The sequence below is a fragment of the Streptomyces sp. NPDC048590 genome (assembly GCF_043199535.1).
In the GTDB taxonomy this organism is placed as follows: domain Bacteria; phylum Actinomycetota; class Actinomycetes; order Streptomycetales; family Streptomycetaceae; genus Streptomyces.
This window is the reverse complement of the sequence record NZ_JBICWC010000008.1, coordinates 114,905-136,206: the sequence shown is the minus strand read 5'-3', so window position 1 is coordinate 136,206 and position 21,302 is coordinate 114,905. Positions and strand designations below refer to the sequence as shown.

The following is a 21,302-nucleotide window of genomic DNA, read 5'->3' as shown; positions in this document are numbered from 1 at the left end:
CAGCTTCATGTGCACGTGGTTGAGGCATCCAGGATAGGACGGCCCTGTGCACCTGCCGCGTCTGAGGACAGCCGCTTATGTGACCCGCGAAGTGTCCGGCGGTCGGGAACTGCTCGTCTTCGATCACCGGGACCACCCCGAGGCCGGCACCCAGGTGCCGGCTGGGGGCGTGGACCCCGGAGAGCTCCTCACTCACGCCGTCCTACGGGAGGTCAGAGAGGAAACCGGCGTCGCGGCCGTCGCACCGGTCACCGTGCTGGCCGTGCAGAGGCGCCCGCACCCGCACACCTCCCAGCCCCGCCTCACGGTGTTCTTCCACGCGTGTACCACCGAAACTCGCGACAGCTGGACGCATACCGTCGCGGGCCGGGAGGGCGATGAGGACTACGGCCTGGTCTTCCGATGCTACTTCGTCCCGTTGAGCGAGGCCGCGGGTCTACTGGCCGACAGCCAAGGCGAGTTCATTCCGCTTCTCCGGCATCCAGGTTCGCCTACCGCCGATTCCGGTCAACCGGTGTGAGCCACCAGCGCGTCCAGCAGGACCGGCCACAGTTCGCGCGGACGGTCGTGGCCCATGTCGGGGATCAGCACGAGCTCCGCTCCCGGGACCAGTTCGGCGGTACGTTTTCCACCGCTGGGGTCGATGAGCGTGTCGTCCAGGCCGTGGATCACCAGCGTCGGTACCCGGAGTCCGCGGAGCGCGTCCGCACGTGAGCCGCTGAGGATCATCGCGGCGAGCTGACGGCCGATACCGGCCGGGCGGTAGGCACGGTCGTAGCTTTCGGCGGCAAGCTCCCGCAGCGCGGTGGCGTCGCCGTAGCGCCTGGACGACCACAGCAGATCCCTCTCCGCCGCGGCGATGTACCCCTCGCGGTCCGCGGGCTTCGGGGTGAACAGCGCGGCCTGGGCCTGAGGGTCGGCCTGCCCGTACTCGCTCTCGCCGGTCGAGGACATCATCGACGTCAGGGACAGCACGCGCTCGGGGGAGTCGATCGCCATGGTCTGGGCGATCATCCCACCCATCGAGGTGCCGACCACATGGGCACGCTCGATGCCCAGCGCCGTCAGCAGCCCCAGGCCGTCACTGGCCATGTCGACAAGTCGGTAGGGCGCCATCGCGAGGGCGGAGGTGATGTCGCCGGAGCTCACAGCGGCGATGAACTTTCCCATGTCGACGGGGTGGTCGTCGAAGCCGGTGGACAGGCCGCAGTCCCGGTTGTCGTAGCGGATGACGTATCGGCCCCGGTCCGCGAGAGCCCGGCAGAAGTCCTCGTGCCAGGCCAGCATCTGCGCGCCGAACCCCATGACGAGCAGGACCGGCGGATCGCCGTCGTCCCCGAAGGTCTGGTAAGCGATGGACACCTCGGGGGACACGGCGATGATCGGCATGACTGGAGGGTGTCACGGCCCCCTGCGCGGCGCATCCGGATTCAGGCTTGTGACGTGCGCGTTCTCGTGTCCTCCGGCCTGCTCCGGGCCTCGGGGCCCCAGGCATCGTCCGGACGACCGTGGGGCGGCGGGGTGTCCGCCGTCCAGGATCCAGGGCTCAGGGAGTGCTGAGGGAGTGCTGCAAACCCCGAAGGGGATATTGCGAAAATATTCTTTCACAACTACGTTCAGCGCATGCCTCAGAAGCCCGAGCCCGAGCGGATCACCGATGTGGAACGCCTGCGGGCGTTCATGAACCCGCTGCGGATGCAGCTCTACAGGCTGCTGTACGCCTCGGGCTCGGCAACCGCGTCCCAGCTTGCCGAACACGTCGAGAAGACACCCTCCCTGGTCAGCTACCACCTGAGGAAGCTGGCCGAGAACGGCTTCGTCACCGAGGCCGACGACCGGTCGGACGACGGCAGGGAGCGGTGGTGGCAGGTCGCATCCGAGGAGGGCTGGGGGTTCCGGGAGTCCGATTTCGCGGACTCGCCGGAGGAGTCGGCCGCCGTGGGCGCTGTGGCCCGAGGCATCTTCGACACCCGCGTCGCCCAGTTTCGCGCGTACCTCGACGGCAAGTCGGCCTGGGGGCAGACCTGGACGGACGCGGCCTTCAGCTCTGAGTGGCTGCTCGACATGACGCCGACGGAACTCGCCGAGATGGGTGAGGAACTCCAGGCGCTGTCCCGGCGCTGGCGGGAGCGGGTGGCCGCCGCGAAGGCGTCAGGAGACACCACCGGCCGCGAGCACGTGTCCGTGCACCTGTACGGCTTCCCCTTCCGGCCCTGACAAGGCCTCGTAGCGCTCAGAACGGAGACCCCATGACCGCCGAAGGGACGCACATACCCCTGCCGGAGGCAGCTCTCGCGCCTGCCCACCGCGACGGCAACGTACTGCGCTGGCTCGCCGCCTACACCGCCTCCCTCGTCGGTGACGGTGTGTACTTCGTCGCCCTCGGCTGGGCCGCCCAGAAGAGCGGCGACCCCACCGAGGTCGGGCTCGTCATGGCCGCCGGAGCACTTCCACGCGCGTTACTGATGCTCGCCGGAGGCGTGGCAGCCGACCGGTTCGACCCACGCCGAGTGATCCTCGGCAGCGACGCGGCGCGTTGCCTGCTCATCCTGGCCGTGGCCGCGGGTGTCGCACTCACTTCACCCGCGCTCTGGATCCTGGTGGCACTGGCTCTCGTCTTCGGAGTCGTCGACGCGATGTTCGTCCCCGCGGTAGGCGCCCTCCCTCCACGGATCACCACCCCCGACCAACTGGCCCGGATCACCGGGATGCGCTCGCTGGCGATGCGCGTCAGTCAGATCGCGGGCCCGCCGCTCGGTGGCACGGCGATGGGGCTGGGAGGCTCTGCGGCCACCTTCGCCGTGGCCGGCCTGCTCTTCGCGCTCTCCCTGCCGCTCCTGGCGGCCGTACGGATACGTCCCTCGGTGACGAGCGAGACCGAACACCAGGAACCGCCCGGCACGGGAAGGCCACGCACGGCACGCGAGGAACTGCTCGACGGCCTGCGCTACATACGCCGGCACCGCCTCATCGGCCCGCTCGCCGTCGCCAGTGCCATCTTCGAACTGGGCCTCACGAGCACCCTCAACGTCGGCATGGTGCTCCTCAACGCCGAACGCGGATGGGGCCCTTCGGGCTACGGCTGGATCATCGGCGGCTTCGGCGCGGGGGCGGCCGCCGCCGCCACGCTGCTGGCCGTCGTCGGCTGGCTGCCCCGCGCGGGGCTGACGCTCTCGGTGACCCTCCTGATCGGCTGCGTGGGAGCTGCCTCCATCGCCCTCGTTCCGATGCTGTGGGCCGCTGTCGTGCTCGCCGTGCTGATCGGGCTGAACGCGGGCGTCTTCGGCAGCCTGAACCACAGCTTGATCCAGACCGCGGCGGACCCCGCCTATCTCGGCCGTGTCACCTCCGTGGTCATGCTCACGATGGTCGGGATCGCCCCGCTCAGCTATCCGCTGGCCGGCGCCGCCATCGGAGCCTGGGGCTCAGCCCCGGTGTTCATGGGGTGCGGAGCCTTCGCCGCACTGGGTGTCGCCGTCGCCCTGTCGTCCGGCGCGGTGCGCGGCGCCGAACTCCCCCGGCGGTGAAGGGAGGAGATGGACAGACCGCTCCCGACCGGCGGTTCGTCATCTCCCGTTCGTCGGAGCGCCCGTGGTCGACGCCTGGGGAGTGCCGGCCGGCGACGCAGCGGTGCGTCGCCGGGCCGCGGGCAGAGATAATCGACGGCGGAGGCCGCGTCGGGCCTGAAGTCCCCTGCTCTGCCCCAAGATTTGGAGGCGCATATGACCACAGCCCAGGACCTGTCGATCCTTGCGTTCATCCCGGAGGCCGACACCGGTCTCGAGCGGGGAGACCTGTCCCTCGCGCTGGCGGGAGCCGAGCTGATCGACCTCGTCGAGGCCGGCGTCGTCACCCTCGACGACGACCGGATCGTGCCCCGCACCCCGGCCCCGCGCACCGAGGACGCCCTGCTGGGCGAGGCCGCTTCCACGCTCGCCTCCGGACCATCGTCCGAAACCGTGGAGGACTGGCTGTGGCGGCGGGGGTCCGAGCTGGCCGGGAGGTATCGCGCCGCTCTCGAAGCCGCGGGACTCGTCGCGCCCGAGCGGTCCCGCCCACATCTCTTCCGCAGGGACAGGGGTGTCCCCGCAGGCGCCGGTACGTCGGCCACGGCCGACGCTTCCACGGTCGACAGGGCGGAGGCGCGCAGGGAGGCGGGGGACCCTCTCCTCACCTCGCTCGCGGCCGCTGTCGGCATGGGAGAGGTGCCGGAGGCGACGCTCACCGGACTCCCGGACGACGCTGCGACCGTAGTGACCGCTGTCCATCAGGCGATCACCGAACTGGCTGCCGAACGGCAGCGCAGGTCCATCGAAGGAGCGGCCTTCGACAACATCTGGCGCGGGTACTGATACCGGCCTCGCCGCGCCGGTGTCCGTGACGGCCCCTGCAACCGGGGCCTCGCGGGCAGCGGGCAGCGGCGCGACGGGACGGACGCCGGTACCCGAGCGCGAGGCCGCCGGACGCGTCGAGGAGTTGCGCCGCGGGTGCCGGGAGCGCGGGGTGGAAGGCGGGGGACCGTGTCACGGTCGGCCGGTTCGGCGGCGGCCGGTCGCGATGCCGAGATGCTTCCACGTGCTGGGCATCGGACGGGTGCTCAGCCGGAGTTCAGGTCGGATTCCAGGCGTGTGGTCCGGGACCCGACCACCGGGAGAAGCCGCAGTCTCTCGTGGCTCGTGCTGCCGGGGACGGCGGTGTAGACGAGCAGACGGTGTGCCTGTTCGGGATCGAGCAAGGTCTGACAGTGCAACTCCAGCACCCCGGCCTCGGGGTGGATGAACCGTTTGACGTGCTGCGGGCGAACACCGATTTCGTGCCTCTCCCAAAGACACCGGAACTCCTCGCTCTCCTCGAGGAGGAGAGCGGCGTACTCGGCAGCCCGCGAGTCCGGGCCCCGTAGGGTGGTGACCTCCCGCAGTCCCGAGACGAACATCCGCGAGAGCATCCCGTGGTCCTCGGCCACGTGCCGCGACCGCGTGGCAGGGTCGGTGAACCAGCGGTAGCCGATGCTCCGGGCGGCGCCGGTGTACCGGGTCGTGTCGCCGGTGAGCGCGGCACCGAGCGGACTCTGCCGCAGCGTCTCCCCGAGCTCGGTCACGATCTCCGCTGGGGTGTCGTCCAGACGGTCCAGGATGCGCAGCAGGCCAGGACTGACATGGTCTCCGGCCGCACCCCGCTCGGGCGGAGTGTGTCCGGCGAGACGGAACAGGTGGTCACGTTCGTCGAGCGTGAGGTGAAGCCCCTGGGCCATCGAGCCGATCATCTGCTCGGACGGCTGCGGGCCGCGCTCCCGCTCCAGGCGGGCGTAGTAGTCGCTCGACATGTGGCAGAGCACGGCGACCTCCTCGCGACGCAGTCCGCTGGTTCTCCGGCGACGCCCACGGGGAAGGCCGACGTCCTCCGGCTGCAACGCCTCCCGACGACGGCGCAGGAAGGCGGCGAGCCCGGCCCGGTCGATCTGCACGGTTCTGTCTCCTCCTGGTCGGTCCTCCCTGTCTACAGCCTGGCGGCACGCGCATCCACGGACCGACGATCCCCCCTTCCGGTGGGAAAGGTGCTGGTCGCGACCGTGTCCACCCGCGTGCGCCCGGTTCGCCCGCCGTAGCCTCGTCGCACTCGACAGCGGATCGGGAGGTCCTGGACGGGCCCGCTTCGGCGTCGGCACGGTGGAGACAGCGGATGGTTCGGACAGGAGTGGGAGAGACATGCCAGGTAGGAACATCGACATCACCGTGCCCCGTCTCGACGGGAAACGCGCCGTGGTCACCGGCGCCAGTGACGGGCTCGGGCTCGGAATCGCGGCTCGGCTGGCCGCCGCCGGCGCCGAGGTCCTCATGCCGGTCCGCAACCAGGAGAAGGGAGCGGCGGCCCTCGACGAGATCCGGCGGAGCACACCCGGCGCGAACGTGTCCCTGCGCGCGCTCGACCTCTCCTCGCTCGACTCCGTCACAGCTCTCGGGAAGAACCTGCTGGAGGAGGACCGTCCCATCCACCTGCTCGTCAACAACGCCGGCGTCATGACCCCGCCCGACCGGCAGTTGACGGCCGACGGGTTCGAGCTGCAGTTCGGCACCAACCATCTTGGCCACTTCGCCCTCACCGCCCACCTGCTGCCCCTTCTGAGGGCCGGTCAGGCCAGGGTGACCTCGCAGGTCAGCGTCGCCGCCAACAGCAACGCCATCAACTGGGACGACCTCAACTGGGAGCGCTCGTACAACGGCATGCGGGCCTACAGTCAGTCGAAGATCGCCTTCGGGCTCTTCGGCCTGGAGCTCGAACGCCGCAGCCGCGCCCTGGGATGGGGCATCACCAGCAACCTCTCCCACCCCGGTGTCGCCCCGACCAGTCTGTTGGCCGCCCGCCCGGAAGTCGGCCGCGACAAGGACACCCTGGGGGTGCGCCTGATCCGCGCCCTGTCCTCCCGTGGCATCCTCGTCGGGACCGTACGGACCGCCCAACTGCCCGCCCTGTACGCCGCTGCCGACCCCGGAGCCAGGGGCGGCTCCCTCTACGGTCCCAGCGGGCCGGGCCACATGGGCGGTGCCCCCGCCGAGCAGAATCTCTACAGCCGACTGCGCGTCACGGAGGAGGCCCGGCGGGTCTGGGACGTGTCGCAGGAACTGGTCGGGGTGCGGTTCCCGGACTGAGGGGACGTCGGTGCGCCCCCGGACCTCCGGCGCCGGACGTCGGCGGTGCCGCCAGGAGTGTCACGCCGACGGGGACGTCTGTGGCGAGCGGAGTACGAGCAGCGTGATCTCGCTGGGGGCGAAGACGCGGAACGGAGGCCCCCAGAACCCGGTACCACGACTGGTGTACAGCAGGGTGCGGCTGCCATGGCGGCTGAGTCCGGCCAGGGCGGGCTGATCGAGGCGGACCAGGTGGTGGAAGGGCCAGATCTGGCCGCCGTGGGTGTGGCCCGAAAGCTGTAGGTCGATCCCGGCGGCTGCGGCACGGTCGACGAACTTGGGCTGGTGGGCGAGGAGCAGGACCGGAAGGTCCGGATCGGCTCCGTCGATGGCGCCTGCGAGGTGGGCTCGGTGACCCGCCAGACCGGAGGACTCGGCGGTGACATCGTCCACACCGGCGACCACGAGGGTGTCGCCGCCGCGTTCGAGCAGCACATGACGGTTGCGCAGCGGCTCCCAGCCCAGCTCGTCCATCAGGTCGACCCAGCCCTGGGCCTCGCTGTAGTACTCGTGGTTGCCGGTCACGTAGACACGGGCCCGGGTCGCCCGCACGGTGCCGAGAGGGGTGGCCTGGGCGCGGCGGCGTTCCGCTGTGCCGTCCGCGATGTCGCCGGTGTGGCAGACCAGGTCCGCTTCCAGGGAGTTGACCTTCTCGCAGACCCGCGCCGACCATCCCGCGCGGTCGATCGGACCGTAGTGGGTGTCGGTGATCAGGACGACCCGCGTGCCGTCCAGCCCGGCTCCCAGCCGCGGAAGCGGTACGTCGAGTCGGCGCACGCGGGGCACCCGGCGCGCTTCGACGTACCCCCAGGCGAGCAGTACGGCGCTGACACCGAGGACGGCCAAGGTGACGATCCGGGCCCGGGTCTGTCCGTCGCCGACGCCGCCGACGAACAGAGCCAGGCGCAGCAGCACGCCCAGCAGGACGGACCAGGTGAACAGGACCCAGATGCCGCCCAGGAGTGTGTCACCGACGACGGCCGCCCGGTCCTGCTGGCGTCGGCCGTGACCGCGCGTCATCGCGAGCGGCATACCGATCAGACCGAGCACGAACACTGCGGTCCCGCCCCAGGCGGCGGACGACGGCCAGCGCTGCCCGGTGTGCAGCAACACCCAGCAGGGCAGGGCCCACAGCAGGACCGGGGCGATCAGAGGGATGTAGCGCATCACGCGGTGGAGCAGGTTCGGTGCGACCTTCCCCTCCGCACCTTCGGTGGATCGGGTATCGCTGGTGTCGGTCACGCTTCGCCTCCTCGTACGGCCGGCCTGCCGTCGCGCGCACTGTATCCGGTGGGTCTCGGTCGAAGAGTGGCAGCGTCACGGCATTCGACGGGGCGCCTGCCTGCGCGGGTCGACGTTCAGGCGCCGGCGGCCTTGCTCACCTTCTCTGCGAGAACGGCGGTCATCGGCTCGTCCGGCCCCGGTTCCGGTGCGAATCCCTTCACCTGCTCGGCAGGAAAGGGCCCGAGGGCGTCGGAGGTCCGCACCGAGGCGATGACACCTCCTGCCCGGACGACGGTGACCAGGGCGTAGTGGTATCCCCGGTCCCCGGAACGCAACTTCGTGCGGGTCAGCATGCGGTAGCGCACGGCTTCTTCGCCGAGCGCGGGAACCGGCAGTGTCTCGGTCGTGACGGATCCGGTTCCATAGGCATTGCGCACATGGAAGCGGCCGCAGGCCTTCACGGCCCGGCGGAGTTCCGCCATTCGGGCGCGCGCGGTGTCCACCGGGTAGCTGGTGAGCACGGTCTGCCTCGGCCACAGAGCACCGTCACCCAGGTACATGGTCGACCAGGCGGCAGCCGACTCACCACGCTCGGGCGCGTTCTCGCTGGGTGTCCGTCGCAGGACCAGGCAGGCCGTCGGCTCGCCCGCCTCCGCGGCTCTGCCGTCCGCGGCAGCGGCGCCGGCTCGCGAATCGCTGCCCGTGATGGTGAAGCCCTTCGCCTCCGCTTCGGTGAGCAGGGCGGCCTTGAGCTCGGCAGCCGTGAGGGGCGCGGCGTGGCCCCTCGTCTCCGTCGCCACCGGGTTCCGGCCGGCGGCCTCGGCCGTTCCGGCCGGACTCCCGGCATCGGAGCAGGCCGTACTCAGGCCGAGCAGGGGCAGAAGGGTGGCGGCCGAGAGCCGTCTTCGTACCTTGCGAGTCAACATCAACTGCCGTTCCTCCTGGGCGTGGCGTGGGCGGGAGGCGCACGCGCGGCTGAACCTACGGGTTGGGCGTGAACGTCCGGAGCGGCGGAACCACTCAGTCCGTTGCCTCGGCGTCACCGTGGCGGACATCGCCGTCGTCGCGCCGTTGGGATCGTGGCCCCCGACGCACGCCGCCCGGCCCGGCCCGGCCCGGCCCCGGGAGTGGTAGCAGGTGCGCGAAGCGTGCATCAGGACCTCAAGGTTCTGGGACGCGAGACCCGCCTACTTGCTCTCGCGGTAGAGAGCGGTGGCCAGGGCGATGGCGGTGTGTGTGGCGGGGTGCGGATCCTGGGTGCGCCAGATCAGGTGGACGGGAACGGGCTCCGCGTCACGCAACGGGCGGTAGGTGATGCCGTCGCGGCGGTACTGGGCGGCGGTCGCCTGGGGGGTCAGGCCGACGCATCTTCCCGTGGCGATGGCGGCGAGCCAGTCGTCGATGTCATGGGTGTACTCGACGCGTGGCCGCGCCTCCTCCCCCCACAGGTCGAGCGTGGTGGTGCCGGTGCGCCGGTCGATGGCCAGCGTGCGGGTGGTGAGGTCGGAGAGGCGGATGTGCCGGCGCCTGGCCCAGGGATCGTCGGAGGCCAGAGCGACGCAGCGGGGCTCGTGTCCGATCAGGGCGTGGGACCAAGGGCTCAGATCGAGGGGCGCGCGGATGACGGCGAGATCGCACAGCCCCTCGGCCAGGCCACCGGTGCGGCTGTTGTGACGAATGAGGCGGAGTTCGGTGTCCGGGTGCTGTTCACGCCAGCGGCGCTGGAAGGCGGTGGTGTGACGGCCGAAAGCGGACCACGCATGTCCGATGTGGAGGCGGGCGTGGCCGGTAGTGGCCTCACGGACGAGTTCGTCGGCTCCGGTGAGCAGGACGCGGGCACGGGCGAGGACTCGCACGCCCGCCGTCGTGGGGGCGACGCTACGACTGGTGCGGTGCAGCAGACGCACCCCGAGGAGGTGCTCGAAGGCGGCGAGGGTACGGGAGACAGCGGCCTGGGAGAGACCGAGCTGGATCGCCGCGTCGGTGAAGCTGCCGGTGTCGACGATGGCGACGAGACACCGCAGGTGCTTCAGTTCCAGTGCCGCCGTTCCATCCTGTGAGCCATCCATACGCTCAGCGTATAGGTAAGGCGCCGCATGCATTTTGCGCATAGGTGATGCCCCGCGATCGTGGTGCTCATGCAGTGCGATTCCTCCGTGCGTACGGACAGGGCACACCGGTCCGGCCCATGTGACCCGACCACCGCCCCCACGACCACCGCTCCCACCGCCACCGCGTCGACGCCCCGGTGGCGCGGAGTAGCGCTGATGCTGGGCAGCGGGCTGTCCAACCAGACCGGCGCCGCGGTGGCCGCGCTGGCCTTTCCGGTTCTTGGGCCGACGGGTGTGGTGGCGGTGCGCCAATGGGTGGCCGCCATCGTCCTCGGAGCCGTCGGAAGACCGCGATTCGGGCAGTTCACCGCAGCGCAGTGGCGTCTCGTGGCCGGTCTCGCGTTGGTGTTCGCCGGAATGAACCTCTCCTTGTACGCGGCGATCGACCGGATCGGCCTCGGACTGGCCGTCACCCTGGAATTCCTGGGCCCGTTGACCGTGGCCCTGGCCGGATCCCGACGCCGGGTCGACCTGGTCGCCGCTCTCGCCGCGGCGGGTGCGGTGACGGTTCTGGCCCGCCCCACTCCGACCACCGACTACCTGGGTATCGGTCTGGCACTGCTGGCTGCGCTCTGCTGGGGGTGCTACATCCTCCTCAACCGCGCCGTCGGCGCCCGGCTGCCCGGCCTGGAGGGTTCGGCCGCGGCGGCAGCTCTCTCGGGCACCCTCTATCTGCCCGTCGGAGTGTGGGCGCTCACCCAACACCCGCCCACGCTCGCGGCGCTGGGATGCGCACTGGCGGCGGGGGTGCTCTCCTCCGCCGTGCCCTTCCTCGCCGACGTGCTGGCCCTGCGCCGGGTCCCGGCGCACTTCTTCGGCGTCTTCATGAGCGTCAACCCTGTCTTCGCCGCGCTGATCGGGCTCATCGTCCTCGGACAGCAGATCGACGCCATCTCCTGGGTGTCCGTCGTGGTCATCGTTTCGGCCAACGCCCTGTCCGTCCAAACCACTTCGCGCACCATCTCCTGACCGCCACGGTCCTGCTGCCTCCACTCCTCGCGCAGGGCGCCGGTGACCACAGAACCGGCCTGCCCACGCGTGGAGATGACCGCGCTGCGATGGTCCTCCCTCCGCCTCGACGCGTGGCCCCGCCGTAGAGGGGGAGGCGCTGCGGCGTGCAGACCGCGCCGTAGGGCGCGGTGACCGGATCACGTCGGCGGTTGCCCGTCGCGGCGCCACCCATGGCGCACCGGCTGCCGGGTGGTCACCTCATCGCCGTAATCGTACGTGCGGGGGCCACCTCCGGCCTGAACACTGGCATCAGGGCATACGGGCAGCATCGGCGGGCGGGAAGGGGCAGACACGTGAATCCTGGAGCCGACTGGTCGTCCGTGCGGGCACGAGAGCGGACGACGGACGGCTCCGGACGATGAACGCGGCACCGCAGGAGCGGGTGATCCACGACAGCCGTGACGCCGTGTCGCCCGGTAAGGCCGAGGCCGCCGTGTCCACCGGGGACCTTCCCCTCATGGGGGACGTCGAGGCTGCGCTCGCGGGAGCCCGGTCGCGGTACGCCGAGGACGACTCCGGTCAGGTCGCCGACTACATCCCGGCGCTGGCCTCGGAGGATCCCGCGTTGTTCGGGCTCGCGGTTGCCGATGTCCGGGGGCTGGTGACGTACGAGGGTGACTCCGAGCACCGATTCTCCATCCAGTCGGTTTCCAAGGCGTTCGTCTTCGCCCTGGTGGACGAGGCGCTCGGCCACGACACGGTGCGTCGCGCTGTGGGGGTGAACAACACGGGTCTGCCGTTCGACTCGGTCCTGGCCATCGAGCTGAACCGGGGCAGCCCTGTCAACCCGATGGTGAACGCGGGAGCCCTGGCGACCACCGCTCTGGTTCCGGGCCGGGACGCCACCGAGCAGTGGGACTTCGTCCGTGGCGGCCTCTCCCGCTTCGCGGGACGCGAACTCGAACTGGACGAGCGGGTCTACGCCTCGGAGTCCGCGGCCAATCAGCGCAACGAATCCATCGCCCGGCTGCTCGGCAGCTACGGACGGCTCCAAGGCGATCCGTCCGAGGTCACGGACGTCTACACCCGGCAGTGCTCACTGGCCGTTTCCACCCGCGATCTCGCGGTCATGGGAGCCACCCTGGCGGCGGGGGGAGTCAACCCGCTGACGGGGGAGCGGGTGGTGGACGCAGCCGTGTGCAGGGACACCCTTGCCGCGCTGGCGTCGTCCGGCATGTACGAGCGCAGCGGCGACTGGCTCTACGAGGTCGGAATGCCCGGCAAGAGCGGTGTCTCGGGAGCGGTCCTGACCGTGTCTCCGGGCAAGGCGGGGCTGGCCGTCTTCTCGCCGCGGCTGGACGCCACCGGCAACAGCGTGCGAGGGCAGCGGGCCACCCATTACCTCTCCGGAGCCCTTGGTCTCAACCTCTTCGCCTCCGCGCCGTTCAACGGAAGGCAGGGATGAGCATGGCCTCTTCGCATCACACGCGGTCCGCGCCTCAGGAACCCAAAGCGTCCTGGACCCCCTTGATCGCCATCTTCCTCGGCCAGGTCCTGATGTCGGTGAATGTCGCGGCCCTGCCGATCTCACTCAGCGGCATGATCGACTCCTTCGACGCCACCCCGACCGAGGTCAGCACGGGCATCGTCACGTACGGACTGGTCGTCGCCGCACTGGTGATGACCGGGGCCAAACTGGGGCAGAGATTCGGCTGGGTGGCGGTCTACCGCGTGGTGATCGTCGTCTTCGCCGCGTCGACGGTGCTGATGTTCCTCGCCCCCACCGTCTGGGTGATGGTGACGGCACAAGGGCTGGCGGGGGCGGCGGCCGCCATCGTCGTACCCGCGCTGGTCGCCCTCATCGCGGAGAACTACCGCGGTGAGCAGCAGGCCACCGCAGTGGGATCCCTCGGTTCCGCAAGGGCTGGTTCCGGCGTCACCGCATTCCTCCTCGGCGGAATCTTGGGCACCTACGCCGGATGGCGGCCGGTCTGGATGATCCTCACGGCGCTGGCGGTCGTCGTGTTCGTCCTGAGCTTCAAGCTGCGCTCCGACACCGCCGACCGCTCCGTCGAGATCGATGTCGTGGGAGCGCTGCTGATCGGTCTGGCGATCGTCTGCCTGACCATGGGCTTCAACAACCTCAACGACTGGGGCGCATTCCTGGCCGCCGACGACGCCCCGTTCGCCATCCTCGGAGTGTCCCCGGCCCTGCTGCTCCTCGTGGTGGGGGTCGTCCTGGGGGCAGCTCTTCTTCGTCTGGACCCGCCGCCGCGCCGCTCTCGGACGGACACCGCTGATCAGCCTCGACGTCGTCGGCTCCAAGAGCGAGCGCTCTGCCGTCTACGCCCTGTTCGTCGTCGTCGCACTCGAAGCGGCCCTGAACTTCACCGTCCCCCTGTACATCCAGGTCGTCCAGGGGAACACCCCGCTGGCCACCTCCGTGGCGATGATCCCCTTCAACCTCACCGTCTTCGCCGCAGCCATGGTCGTGGTCCGCTTCTACAAGCGTTTCTCCCCCCGCGACATCGCCCTCGTCTCCTTCGTTCTCACCACGGCGGCACTGATCTGGCTGGCGTTCATCGTGACCAACAACTGGGAGACGCCGGCCACGATCGTCGGCCTGATCTTCTTCGGAGCCGGGCAGGGCGCACTGGTGACCCTGCTGTTCAACGTCCTCGTCACCAGCTCGCCCAAACACCTGGCGGGCGACGTCGGCTCGCTCCGTGGAACCACACAGAACCTCGCCTCCGCCGTGGGGACCGCCCTGGCGGGAGCCATGCTGGTCGGCGTTCTCGGCCTCGTCCTCGCGAACACCATGGCCTCCTCCTCGCTCCCCGAGTCCCTACGGAAGGAAGCGGGACTGGACAACTCCAACTTCGTGAGCAACGACGACCTGCGCGGCACGCTCGAACAGACCAGCGCCACCCCCGAGCAGATCGACGACGCCGTCCGCATCAACTCCGACGCCCGACTGCGCGCCCTGAAGATCGGCTTCCTCGCCTTTGCCACCGCCAGCGCCCTCGCCGTCGTGCCGGTGCGCAACCTCCCGCGGTTCGACCCCCGGGAGATCCCCGATCCCTGCCCGGAGAGAACAGCCTGACAGGGGAGGCCACAGGGGGTGGCGCCCGTGCCGGAGTCGACCGCGAAGGCTTCACCGTCCTGGTGATCAGCGGCGCGAGCGCGCTCGCGCCGACACGGGCATCCGATGGTCCGGCGGGGCGGCCGAGCCCCCGCACGCGCTCCCTACGCGGCCTCGGCCACCTTGGACGCCTGGCTGACGGGCCCGGCGACGTGGTGGACGTACTCGCGGGTGAGCCGGAAGCCGGCGGTCCAGGCGAGAAGCCGGCTGGGGCGGTTGTCGCGGGAGCAGCTCCAGCCGGCGCGGTGGCCACGGGCCGCGATGTCGGCCGTCAGGCCCGTGACGCAGGCCAGGGCGAGGTGTTGACGGCGCTCGTCGGGCGCGGTGACGCAGACGACATCCTCGTACCGGCTGCCGACGAAGCGGGAGCAGGCCACCGCCAGGACCCTCCCTCTGCGTGTAGCGATCCATCCGAGTCCTGATGCGGCGAGTGCGCCGGGTCCGTCCCAGCTCTCGTGGATCAAGGCCATGGCCGGTGCCGGCGCGGCGAGCGCAGAGGCATCCTCCGGGGTGATTCTGCGTACGGTCACGCCCCGGGGCAGGCGGGGTGCGATCGCCGGGCCGCGGTGCACGTAGAGCATCCGCTCACACGGCACGAGTCGCTCGAAGGCCGCTCCGAGAACGGGCACGAATCGGCCGGGCGTCTCGATGCGGTGCCGGGCCAGTGGGGACAGCTCGTCCGGAGCGATCGCGCTGGGGTCGCCCGCCAGGAGAGCGTGTCCTCCGCAGGTCACCGCCACGACGCGAGGCCGGTCGGCACGGTCGGTCCACCATCGCCCGTGCCCCGTGGAGAGGACGTGCTCGGCGAGAGCCGCGGTGCCGGGTGCGCCTGTGAGGAACACACGGGCGGAGGCGGGCGGTCGGTGGGACGGATGCGGGATCACGGGACCTCCTGGTACGGGACGGGGGAGGGGCGGCCCGGGTGCGGGCCGCCCCAGGAGTTCAGCGGGCGCCGGCCTTGCGGCCGTGGTTCGCCTTCTTCTTCCGGCGGTCCTTCTTCTTGCGGGCGCGCTTGGACATGGGTGGTGCGGTTCCTTTCAGGCGTTCTGGCCGACGAGGAGGTCGGCGAGCTTGGTGAGGCGCTTGACGGTGCGTTCCTCGGAGGCGGCGGGCGCGGGGGCGACGCGGTACTCGCGGTCGTAGTAGGCGCCGTTGACGATCTCGACGGCCGGGTCGCAGAGCCGTACGACATGCGCCGCGCCCTCGGCCGGTGCGACGCCCTCGTGGGCGTACAGGGGGAGGAGGCTGGTGGTGCACACGCCGGGGTGGACGGAGACCGCGGTGACGCGCGGGTCGGCGGCGAAGACGGTGAGGGCCAGCTGCGACTGGGCGTAGGCGGCGAGGCGTGAGTAACGGCGGACCCGGTTGGGGTCGCTCCACTGGATGGAGCCGGTGCGGTGCAGGGAGGAGGAGACGTTGACGACGCGGCCGCCCGTGCCTCCGGTGAGCGCGGGCTCCAGGAGGTGGGTGAGCAGGTAGTGGGCGAGGAAGTTGACCTGGAAGGCGATCTCGTTGCCGTCGGACGTCACCGTGTGCTGCTCGGGCCCGGCCATTCCCGCGTTGTTGACGAGTACGTCGAGGCGCGGGTGCTCGGCCAGGACGCGCGTCGCGAGCTGCTCGACCTCCTCCAGCCGGGTGAAGTCCGCCCCGAGCGGGCAGAGCCGGGCCTCGTCGACGTCGGCCAGGGTGACGAGCCTGTCGGTGGCGGCGTGAGCCTCCTCGGAGGTACGGCCGTGGACGAGCACCGTGGCGCCGCGTTCGGCGAGCAGCCGCGCGGTCTGGTAGCCGATGCCGGAGGTGGCGCCGGTCACCAGGACGGTTCGGGAGGAAAGGTCGGATACGGACATGACTGGTCAGTCCCTCAGGGATCAATGGCGTACGGGTAGGAAGAAGGGGCGCCGGACAGGGATGTCACGACGCCCCGGAGGTGATGCGGAGGTATGTCAGCGGCGGGCGGACGTCTCCGGACAGCGGGGCTCACGACGGGGCGCCCGATGAGGCGGCCGGTCGAGCAGGAGCCACGCGCTGTTCATGATGTCCATCGAACCGGCGCGGTAAGTCCCGGGCAAGGCGTGCACGGATTCCCTGATGCGCCCCTGACGGACATTCACCCGAGTCCTGGGGACGCCGGAGGCGATGAACGCGTACACCTCGCTCATCGATCGCTCTCCTTCGCGGAGAAGACCGCCGCTTTTCGCAGCACTTCTTCGGGGTCTCCTCCAGCGTCCTGACGATCACCCGCTCGACGTCTGCATCGGTGATCCCACGAGGGACACCGGCCGCTGGTCGTCGCACCAGCTCCCATAACCTGCGCCCATGACTATCGAGGAGCACCTCTCGACGATTGACGCGTTGGCCGTGCAACCGTTTCCCGAGGAGGCCTATGCCGATTTCTCCGGGAACGGTGGACCAGCGCATCGTGTACGCGATTTGCAGGTCAGTCGGGACTTCTGGGATGACGACGACGGCCTGGCCTGGGTTGAGGCCGAAGCTGACATGCGGGCCTGCCTCGATGCCCTGGCGGCACGCCTGACGACCCGGTGGGGCAAGGCGTTCTTCGTCGACCTCGGACCGTATCTGATCGCCGGCTGCGAGGGAGAGATTGTGCCCGAGCCGCTCGACTTCCTCAGTCAACAGGTCGTGAGCATGCAGGTGTGGCCGCTTCCCGACAGCGGCCGGTGGCTCGCGCTGGCGCTCGGCCAGGCCGACAAGGAGCTGCCACTCATCTTGTTCGCCGCAGTCGGCCAGGCGTCCGCACTCGACTTGGACGTGCGCGGCCGGTCATGGGCGGAGCCACACTATGGCGGCTGCGGTTGAGGCAGGTGACCCCTCACCGACGACGCCATTCATGTCGCCGTACGGTGATACGGGTCGGCAGACGCCTCCTGACCCCTTCGCCAGAACAAGTGGTGCTTCACCCCACTCGGGCTGGGAACGACCTCCAGGTGGAACCGGTCGAGCAGTTCGTCGGGGGACTCCCAGAGTCGTACCCCGGACCCGAGCTTCACCGGCGAGACCGCCACGTGCAGTGTGTCGACGAGATCGGCGTCGAGGAACTGCCGGATGGTGGTGGCCCCGCCGCCGAGTCGGACATCCTTGCCCTGTGCCGCCTCCCGAGCCTGTTCGAGGACCGTGGCAGGGGCGCCGTCGACGAAGTGGAACGTGGTGTCGGAGAGCGTGAACGAAGGACGCTTGTGATGGGTCATGACGAACACCGGGGTGTGGAACGGAGGCTCGTCACCCCACCAGCCGCGCCACTCGTGGTTGAGCCAGGGCCCGCGCTGGGGGCCGAACTTGTTCCGGCCCATGATCTCGGCGCCGATGTCACGGGCGTAGTCCCGCGTGAGGTAGTCGTCGAGACCTCGGCTGCCTCCGGGGTCGGTGCGCATGGGCCAACTCGCGGTGGCACCGGCCCAGGCGAACAGCCTCTCGGGCTCGACGTGACCGAATGGTCTCTCGAGGGTCTGGTCCTCACCAGCACCGATTCCGTCACTCGAGACGTTGAAGTTCTGGACTCGCAGTAGCTGAGGCATGTGTTCCTCCCATGGGGTCGACAACGGTGGTGATGCTCGGATCCTCACCCTGAGGTCGGAGCCGATCGACGGATCTTGACCCGTCCCGGCACAATCTGGTCCGCTGAATCCGTCGCCGGCATGTCAAGAGCGGCCGGCCCGCGACGACCACCTGATGACGGGGCCCGACCGGGCACCGCTACGGTGAGGAGTTGGACATGAAGTTCCTGCTGATCATGCACATCGACCCGGCCATCATGGAGGCACTGACCGAGGCCGAGCGCCAGGAGATCATGGAAGGCCACGGCGCGTTCATGAAGACGCTCCGCGAGTCCGGCGAGATGATCAGCACCGAGGCGCTCGCCGACCCGTCCCAGAGCTCCGTGGTCCGCGTCCGCGACGGTGTGCCGGTCGTCACCGACGGCCCCTATCTGGAGGCCAAGGAGTTCCTGGGCGGCTACTACCTGGTCGACGTCGCCGACAGGGACCGCGCGCTGGAGCTGGCCGCGATGATCCCGGACGCCCGGTTCAACGGCCTGGGCATCGAGGTCCGCCAGGTGATCTTCTCCGGAGGTCCTACTGAGTGAGCGCCGACCGCGCCACCGTCGAGGGCCTGCTGCGCGCGCTCGCGCCGCAGGTCCTCGGCGCGCTCGTGCGCCGGCACGGGCAGTTCGAGCTGAGCGAGGACGCCGTGCAGGAGGCGCTGCTCGCCGCGGCAACTCGATGGCCGGTCGAGGGCGTCCCGGACAACCCACGCGGCTGGCTGACCACGGTCGCCGGTCGCCGCCTGGTCGACCAGTTCCGCAGCGAACAGGCCCGGCGCCGACGCGAGGACGAGGTGGCCGCCCAGGATCCGGATCCGACGTCGCCCGGCCCCGGCGAGGACACCCCGGCCAACCAGGACGACACGCTCACCCTGCTCTTCCTGTGCTGCCACCCGGCGCTGAGCCCGGCCTCGCAGATCGCGCTGACGCTGCGCGCGGTCGGCGGGCTGACCACTGCGGAGATCGCACGCGCCTACTTCGTGCCGGAACCGACCATGGCGGTCCGGATCAGCCGGGCCAAGCAGCGGATCCGGGCCACCGGAAGCGAGTTCATCCTGCCGGTCGGGCAGGATCGGGCGGAGCGACTACGAAGCGTGCTGCACATCCTGTACGTGATCTTCAACGAGGGCTACACCGCCAGTTCCGGAGACCGGCTGCGCCGCGACGACCTGGCCGCCGAAGCGATCCGCCTCACCCGCCTGCTGCACCGCCTGCTGCCGGACGACGGCGCAGTAACCGGCCTGCTTGCCCTGATGCTGCTCACCGACGCCCGCCGGGCCGCCCGCACCGGCCCGCACGGCGAGCTGATCCCGCTCGACGAGCAGGACCGCTCGCGCTGGGACCGCGGCCGCATCGCCGAGGGCGTCGCACTGGTCACGGACGCTCTGACCCGCTCGGCGCTGGGCCCCTACCAGCTGCAGGCCGCCATAGCCGCCTTGCACGACGAGGCGCCCAGCATCGGCGAGACCGACTGGCGTCAGATCAACACGCTGTACAAGATCCTGGAGCGGCTCTCGCCGAACCCGATGGCCGGCCTTAACCGGGCAGTGGCAGTCGCCATGATCGACGGCCCGCGCGCGGGCCTCGCCCTGCTGGACGAGTTGGCCGCGGATGACCGAATCACCGACCACCACCGGCTGCACGCGGTCCGCGCACACCTGCTGGAGACGGCCGGCGACCAGCCGGCGGCCCGGGAGCACTACCACCGGGCCGCCCGCGGCACCACCAGCCTGACCGAGCGCCGCTACCTGGAAACCCGCGCCGCCCGGCTGGCGCCGAGGTCCGCCTCCGGCTGACCCTTCCCACGCCATCCGGTCGGGATCGCGTAGACCGTGACCCCGATCGGTGGAGGGACGAACAGACAACCATCCGCAGTCGGGCAACTCAAGCGAGCTGCACCGGGCTTGAAGGACGTCTCCTCGCTCGGCTCCGGCCTTGCCGCAGCGGTCGTCCTCGACGCGTTCATGGTCCGCATGACTTTCGTGCCCGCCGTTCTTGCGCTGCTCGGCCGACGGTCCTGGACGCTGCCCGGCTGGCTCGACCGACGGCTGCCGCACGTGGACATCGAAGGCCAAAGGCTCGCCAGCACGGTGCGGGAACCGGCGATCCACCCGCGGCAAGGCTGACCTCATTCCGAATCACTGAGTCACATTCACGAAGCCCGCGCAACTGTGCGTGCTCCATGCCGTGTCGCTGACTGCGCGCTGGCCCGGAGAACCCGCCGTGCGAGGCGGCGGCCGGCACTCACGCACCGCAGGAGGAGGCCTCTGCGTCTTCCTCCTGCAGTGTGGAGGGGCGCGACCAGGTCCTTGTCGAGCAGGCTGGTCACAACCAGTGGATCGTCGTTGGTGCGGGCAACGACAATCGTGCCGAGCGGGGGCACCTTGGTTGCTGTTGGTGCGCCTACTGCATCAATTCGGTGTGGGGGTGCTGTGATGAGACCGGACACACGTACAGCTGCTGTTTGTAGCTGCGGCCGATCTGGATGGCGGCCGGCTGATTCGGTCGGGGCTCGCCTGCCCTCACTGGTGCTGTGGATTGTCGCATCTCATACGGGATCCAGCTGTGGTTGTTGCTCGACCATTCGTGGGTGGCGATAGTCAGAAGGGGATCCATCGGAGTGTCGCAGGCGGGGCAGAATTGAGGCTTGGGGTCGGTTACGCCCCAGGAGGCCCAGCCGCCTGCTTTCCAGCCGGGAGCGACGGAGAGGTTGATCGTGTAGTACTCGCTCGGGTAGGGCGCGTACCGGCTGTCGACCGCGTCACCGGCGGATTCCCATCTGCTCCAGTCCTCGAGCAGGCTCCGCACTTCCTTGCTCAGTTCCAAGGGGTTGGGGTATTCGGTGATCTGCTCCGGGACGAGCAGGCACGGCTCGGGCAGGTAGTCGGCGCGTTGCACTGCGTACGGTTCCGGAGGTGCGATGAGGATGTCGGTGACCTCGGCTGCGGACCGCCAGAACAGCACGGTCCTGGGCATGTACTCCTTGGGAGGGTGGTCGAACGGGCACCACAGCACCTGGAGCAGATCGGTGTCGGCGGGCGCGCGAAGATCGGGCACGTCCCGCGTGTACAGCTGTGCCAGCGGCAGGAGCGCTATTGGCCCGTCATATGGTTGGCGGCTGGGCGCAGGTCTCGGATAATTCCTGGGGGGATGGATGCGGGTGAGGGTGTCCCGTTCCTGCGAGGTCAGATCCCGGCCCTGTGCCGCAGCTCGAATCCGACGTTCCAGTTTCAAGTCCGCCAGCGGTGGGACTGGGTTTCCCGGGTCCCATTCGTGAGGTTCTTCGCAGTGCGGCCACGGCTCATCGGCCGGCCACAACAGTGGACCACCGACCGAACTGCTGCGGGGCGACGGGGTGGCGGGGACGGGGTGCAGCCGGGTAGCGGTGCGGGCCAGCGGGGCCAGTTGCGGAAAGAGTGTGTTCACGTTGAGCGGCCGCGGCGGGGTAGTTCGCGTGATCCTCATAGCTGTTGATGCTGCCAGTAGCCTCTGACACCGGGCAGATCGGATCCCCACCACAGCCGCCGGACCAGCCGCCCAGCACGGCGCCTGGGGAGTGCCTTCCGGCGCGCTGATGACGGTGGTACCGAAGGCAGGGGCAACACGATGGAATGCCCCGTCCTCGCCTCTCT

Annotated in this window: 22 protein-coding genes and 2 pseudogenes; 13 read left to right on the top strand and 11 right to left on the bottom strand. The window is 70.0% G+C overall.

The features are described 5' to 3' along the window. The first annotated feature begins 79 nt into the window (after window positions 1–79). Window positions 80–520, top strand: coding sequence for an NUDIX domain-containing protein (locus ACGFNN_RS23555; protein ID WP_393558653.1), 441 nt, complete (start codon window positions 80–82; stop codon window positions 518–520). Here the strand turns inward: ACGFNN_RS23555 and ACGFNN_RS23550 are convergent. Beyond that, the gene (locus ACGFNN_RS23550) at window positions 508–1,389 is read right to left on the bottom strand and encodes an alpha/beta hydrolase (protein ID WP_393558651.1); all 882 of its coding nucleotides are present in this window, start codon (window positions 1,387–1,389) and stop codon (window positions 508–510) included. The two genes, ACGFNN_RS23555 and ACGFNN_RS23550, sit on opposite strands and share 13 nt — an antisense overlap. A 234-nt stretch (window positions 1,390–1,623) precedes the next feature. On the opposite strand from ACGFNN_RS23550, the gene ACGFNN_RS23545 reads away from it, so the two are divergent. The 3 genes from ACGFNN_RS23545 (at window position 1,624) to ACGFNN_RS23535 (ending at window position 4,352) form a co-directional block, all read left to right on the top strand. Continuing rightward, window positions 1,624–2,217: an ArsR/SmtB family transcription factor gene (locus ACGFNN_RS23545; RefSeq protein WP_393558649.1), complete on the top strand. Its 594-nt coding sequence runs from the start codon at window positions 1,624–1,626 to the stop codon at window positions 2,215–2,217. A gap of 32 nt (window positions 2,218–2,249) precedes the next feature. Beyond that, window positions 2,250–3,527 (top strand): MFS transporter, encoded by a 1,278-nt coding sequence (locus ACGFNN_RS23540; protein WP_393558647.1) that lies wholly within the window; start codon window positions 2,250–2,252, stop codon window positions 3,525–3,527. Between the two features lie 195 nt (window positions 3,528–3,722). After that, a complete protein-coding gene (locus ACGFNN_RS23535; RefSeq protein WP_393558645.1) occupies window positions 3,723–4,352 on the top strand; it encodes a GPP34 family phosphoprotein in 630 nt (209 codons plus the stop codon). Window positions 4,353–4,597: 245 nt separating this feature from the next. Here the strand turns inward: ACGFNN_RS23535 and ACGFNN_RS23530 are convergent, their stop codons facing one another. After that, window positions 4,598–5,464 carry a helix-turn-helix transcriptional regulator gene (locus ACGFNN_RS23530; protein WP_393558643.1) on the bottom strand — a complete coding sequence of 289 codons (867 nt, stop codon included), beginning with the start codon at window positions 5,462–5,464 and terminating at the stop codon, window positions 4,598–4,600. Window positions 5,465–5,705: 241 nt separating this feature from the next. Between ACGFNN_RS23530 and ACGFNN_RS23525 the strand changes: the two genes are divergently transcribed. Continuing rightward, window positions 5,706–6,647, top strand: a complete 942-nt coding sequence (locus tag ACGFNN_RS23525) for an SDR family oxidoreductase (protein ID WP_393558641.1) — start codon at window positions 5,706–5,708, stop codon at window positions 6,645–6,647. A 60-nt stretch (window positions 6,648–6,707) separates the two neighbouring features. Here ACGFNN_RS23525 and ACGFNN_RS23520 read toward each other — a convergent pair whose 3' ends face one another. The 3 genes from ACGFNN_RS23520 to ACGFNN_RS23510 form a co-directional block, all read right to left on the bottom strand. After that, window positions 6,708–7,928, bottom strand: a complete 1,221-nt coding sequence (locus tag ACGFNN_RS23520; protein WP_393558639.1) for a metallophosphoesterase — start codon at window positions 7,926–7,928, stop codon at window positions 6,708–6,710. 116 nt (window positions 7,929–8,044) lie between these two features. Beyond that, window positions 8,045–8,836 (bottom strand): hypothetical protein, encoded by a 792-nt coding sequence (locus tag ACGFNN_RS23515; protein ID WP_393558637.1) that lies wholly within the window; start codon window positions 8,834–8,836, stop codon window positions 8,045–8,047. 261 nt (window positions 8,837–9,097) lie between these two features. After that, entirely contained in the window at window positions 9,098–9,979 is an 882-nt protein-coding gene (locus tag ACGFNN_RS23510) for a LysR family transcriptional regulator (RefSeq protein WP_393558635.1), read from the bottom strand. Window positions 9,980–10,177: 198 nt separating this feature from the next. Between ACGFNN_RS23510 and ACGFNN_RS23505 the strand changes: the two genes are divergently transcribed. Beyond that, on the top strand, window positions 10,178–10,990 hold the full coding sequence (locus ACGFNN_RS23505) for a DMT family transporter (protein ID WP_393559098.1): 813 nt from the start codon (window positions 10,178–10,180) through the stop codon (window positions 10,988–10,990). A gap of 400 nt (window positions 10,991–11,390) precedes the next feature. Continuing rightward, window positions 11,391–12,437 carry a glutaminase A gene (glsA, locus tag ACGFNN_RS23500; protein WP_393558633.1) on the top strand — a complete coding sequence of 349 codons (1,047 nt, stop codon included), beginning with the start codon at window positions 11,391–11,393 and terminating at the stop codon, window positions 12,435–12,437. 34 nt (window positions 12,438–12,471) lie between these two features. Here the strand turns inward: glsA and ACGFNN_RS23495 are convergent, their stop codons facing one another. Further along, the gene (locus ACGFNN_RS23495; RefSeq protein WP_393558632.1) at window positions 12,472–12,624 is read right to left on the bottom strand and encodes a hypothetical protein; all 153 of its coding nucleotides are present in this window, start codon (window positions 12,622–12,624) and stop codon (window positions 12,472–12,474) included. On the opposite strand from ACGFNN_RS23495, the pseudogene ACGFNN_RS23490 reads away from it, so the two are divergent. Then, window positions 12,551–12,979, top strand: a pseudogene (locus tag ACGFNN_RS23490) (MFS transporter); the annotation flags it as partial. The gene ACGFNN_RS23495 and the pseudogene ACGFNN_RS23490 sit on opposite strands and share 74 nt — an antisense overlap. Before the next feature lie 289 nt (window positions 12,980–13,268). Then, entirely contained in the window at window positions 13,269–14,075 is an 807-nt protein-coding gene (locus ACGFNN_RS23485; RefSeq protein ID WP_393559096.1) for an MFS transporter, read from the top strand. 143 nt (window positions 14,076–14,218) lie between these two features. Here the strand turns inward: ACGFNN_RS23485 and ACGFNN_RS23480 are convergent, their stop codons facing one another. From ACGFNN_RS23480 to ACGFNN_RS23470, 3 genes are read right to left on the bottom strand one after another with little or no spacing between them, the layout of a single operon-like run. Continuing rightward, window positions 14,219–14,998 (bottom strand): GNAT family N-acetyltransferase, encoded by a 780-nt coding sequence (locus ACGFNN_RS23480; RefSeq protein WP_393558630.1) that lies wholly within the window; start codon window positions 14,996–14,998, stop codon window positions 14,219–14,221. Between the two features lie 58 nt (window positions 14,999–15,056). Further along, window positions 15,057–15,134: a 50S ribosomal protein bL37 gene (locus tag ACGFNN_RS23475; protein ID WP_393559094.1), complete on the bottom strand. Its 78-nt coding sequence runs from the start codon at window positions 15,132–15,134 to the stop codon at window positions 15,057–15,059. A gap of 17 nt (window positions 15,135–15,151) precedes the next feature. After that, complete coding sequence (locus ACGFNN_RS23470; protein WP_393558628.1) at window positions 15,152–15,961, bottom strand: SDR family NAD(P)-dependent oxidoreductase; 810 nt, start codon at window positions 15,959–15,961, stop codon at window positions 15,152–15,154. Window positions 15,962–16,430: 469 nt separating this feature from the next. Between ACGFNN_RS23470 and ACGFNN_RS23465 the strand changes: the two genes are divergently transcribed. Next, window positions 16,431–16,931, top strand: coding sequence for a hypothetical protein (locus ACGFNN_RS23465; RefSeq protein WP_393558626.1), 501 nt, complete (start codon window positions 16,431–16,433; stop codon window positions 16,929–16,931). A gap of 29 nt (window positions 16,932–16,960) precedes the next feature. Here ACGFNN_RS23465 and ACGFNN_RS23460 read toward each other — a convergent pair whose 3' ends face one another. Continuing rightward, window positions 16,961–17,647 carry a dihydrofolate reductase family protein gene (locus ACGFNN_RS23460; protein WP_393558624.1) on the bottom strand — a complete coding sequence of 229 codons (687 nt, stop codon included), beginning with the start codon at window positions 17,645–17,647 and terminating at the stop codon, window positions 16,961–16,963. Window positions 17,648–17,844: 197 nt separating this feature from the next. Between ACGFNN_RS23460 and ACGFNN_RS23455 the strand changes: the two genes are divergently transcribed. The 3 genes and pseudogenes from ACGFNN_RS23455 to ACGFNN_RS23445 all read left to right on the top strand — a co-directional run. Further along, complete coding sequence (locus ACGFNN_RS23455) at window positions 17,845–18,213, top strand: YciI family protein (RefSeq protein ID WP_362548313.1); 369 nt, start codon at window positions 17,845–17,847, stop codon at window positions 18,211–18,213. Next, complete coding sequence (locus ACGFNN_RS23450; RefSeq protein ID WP_393558622.1) at window positions 18,210–19,466, top strand: RNA polymerase sigma factor; 1,257 nt, start codon at window positions 18,210–18,212, stop codon at window positions 19,464–19,466. The genes ACGFNN_RS23455 and ACGFNN_RS23450 overlap by 4 nt, the downstream gene beginning before the upstream one ends. A gap of 117 nt (window positions 19,467–19,583) precedes the next feature. Then, window positions 19,584–19,796 (top strand): annotated as a pseudogene (locus ACGFNN_RS23445) (MMPL family transporter); the annotation flags it as partial. A 277-nt stretch (window positions 19,797–20,073) separates the two neighbouring features. Here the strand turns inward: ACGFNN_RS23445 and ACGFNN_RS23440 are convergent. Further along, window positions 20,074–20,727 (bottom strand): hypothetical protein, encoded by a 654-nt coding sequence (locus tag ACGFNN_RS23440; protein ID WP_393558620.1) that lies wholly within the window; start codon window positions 20,725–20,727, stop codon window positions 20,074–20,076. Window positions 20,728–21,302: the final 575 nt, after the last annotated feature.

What these genes read in the sequence shown, in the direction of transcription:
- ACGFNN_RS23550 (WP_393558651.1), bottom strand. Translation starts at nt 1,389, where the DNA reads ATGCCGATCATCGCCGTGTCCCCCGAGGTGTCCATCGCTTACCAGACC.
- ACGFNN_RS23545 (WP_393558649.1), top strand. Translation starts at nt 1,624, where the DNA reads ATGCCTCAGAAGCCCGAGCCCGAGCGGATCACCGATGTGGAACGCCTG.
- ACGFNN_RS23540 (WP_393558647.1), top strand. Translation starts at nt 2,250, where the DNA reads ATGACCGCCGAAGGGACGCACATACCCCTGCCGGAGGCAGCTCTCGCG.
- ACGFNN_RS23535 (WP_393558645.1), top strand. Translation starts at nt 3,723, where the DNA reads ATGACCACAGCCCAGGACCTGTCGATCCTTGCGTTCATCCCGGAGGCC.
- ACGFNN_RS23525 (WP_393558641.1), top strand. Translation starts at nt 5,706, where the DNA reads ATGCCAGGTAGGAACATCGACATCACCGTGCCCCGTCTCGACGGGAAA.
- ACGFNN_RS23515 (WP_393558637.1), bottom strand. Translation starts at nt 8,836, where the DNA reads ATGTTGACTCGCAAGGTACGAAGACGGCTCTCGGCCGCCACCCTTCTG.
- ACGFNN_RS23510 (WP_393558635.1), bottom strand. Translation starts at nt 9,979, where the DNA reads ATGGATGGCTCACAGGATGGAACGGCGGCACTGGAACTGAAGCACCTG.
- ACGFNN_RS23505 (WP_393559098.1), top strand. Translation starts at nt 10,178, where the DNA reads ATGCTGGGCAGCGGGCTGTCCAACCAGACCGGCGCCGCGGTGGCCGCG.
- glsA (WP_393558633.1), top strand. Translation starts at nt 11,391, where the DNA reads ATGAACGCGGCACCGCAGGAGCGGGTGATCCACGACAGCCGTGACGCC.
- ACGFNN_RS23475 (WP_393559094.1), bottom strand. Translation starts at nt 15,134, where the DNA reads ATGTCCAAGCGCGCCCGCAAGAAGAAGGACCGCCGGAAGAAGAAGGCG.
- ACGFNN_RS23470 (WP_393558628.1), bottom strand. Translation starts at nt 15,961, where the DNA reads ATGTCCGTATCCGACCTTTCCTCCCGAACCGTCCTGGTGACCGGCGCC.
- ACGFNN_RS23465 (WP_393558626.1), top strand. Translation starts at nt 16,431, where the DNA reads ATGACTATCGAGGAGCACCTCTCGACGATTGACGCGTTGGCCGTGCAA.
- ACGFNN_RS23460 (WP_393558624.1), bottom strand. Translation starts at nt 17,647, where the DNA reads ATGCCTCAGCTACTGCGAGTCCAGAACTTCAACGTCTCGAGTGACGGA.
- ACGFNN_RS23455 (WP_362548313.1), top strand. Translation starts at nt 17,845, where the DNA reads ATGAAGTTCCTGCTGATCATGCACATCGACCCGGCCATCATGGAGGCA.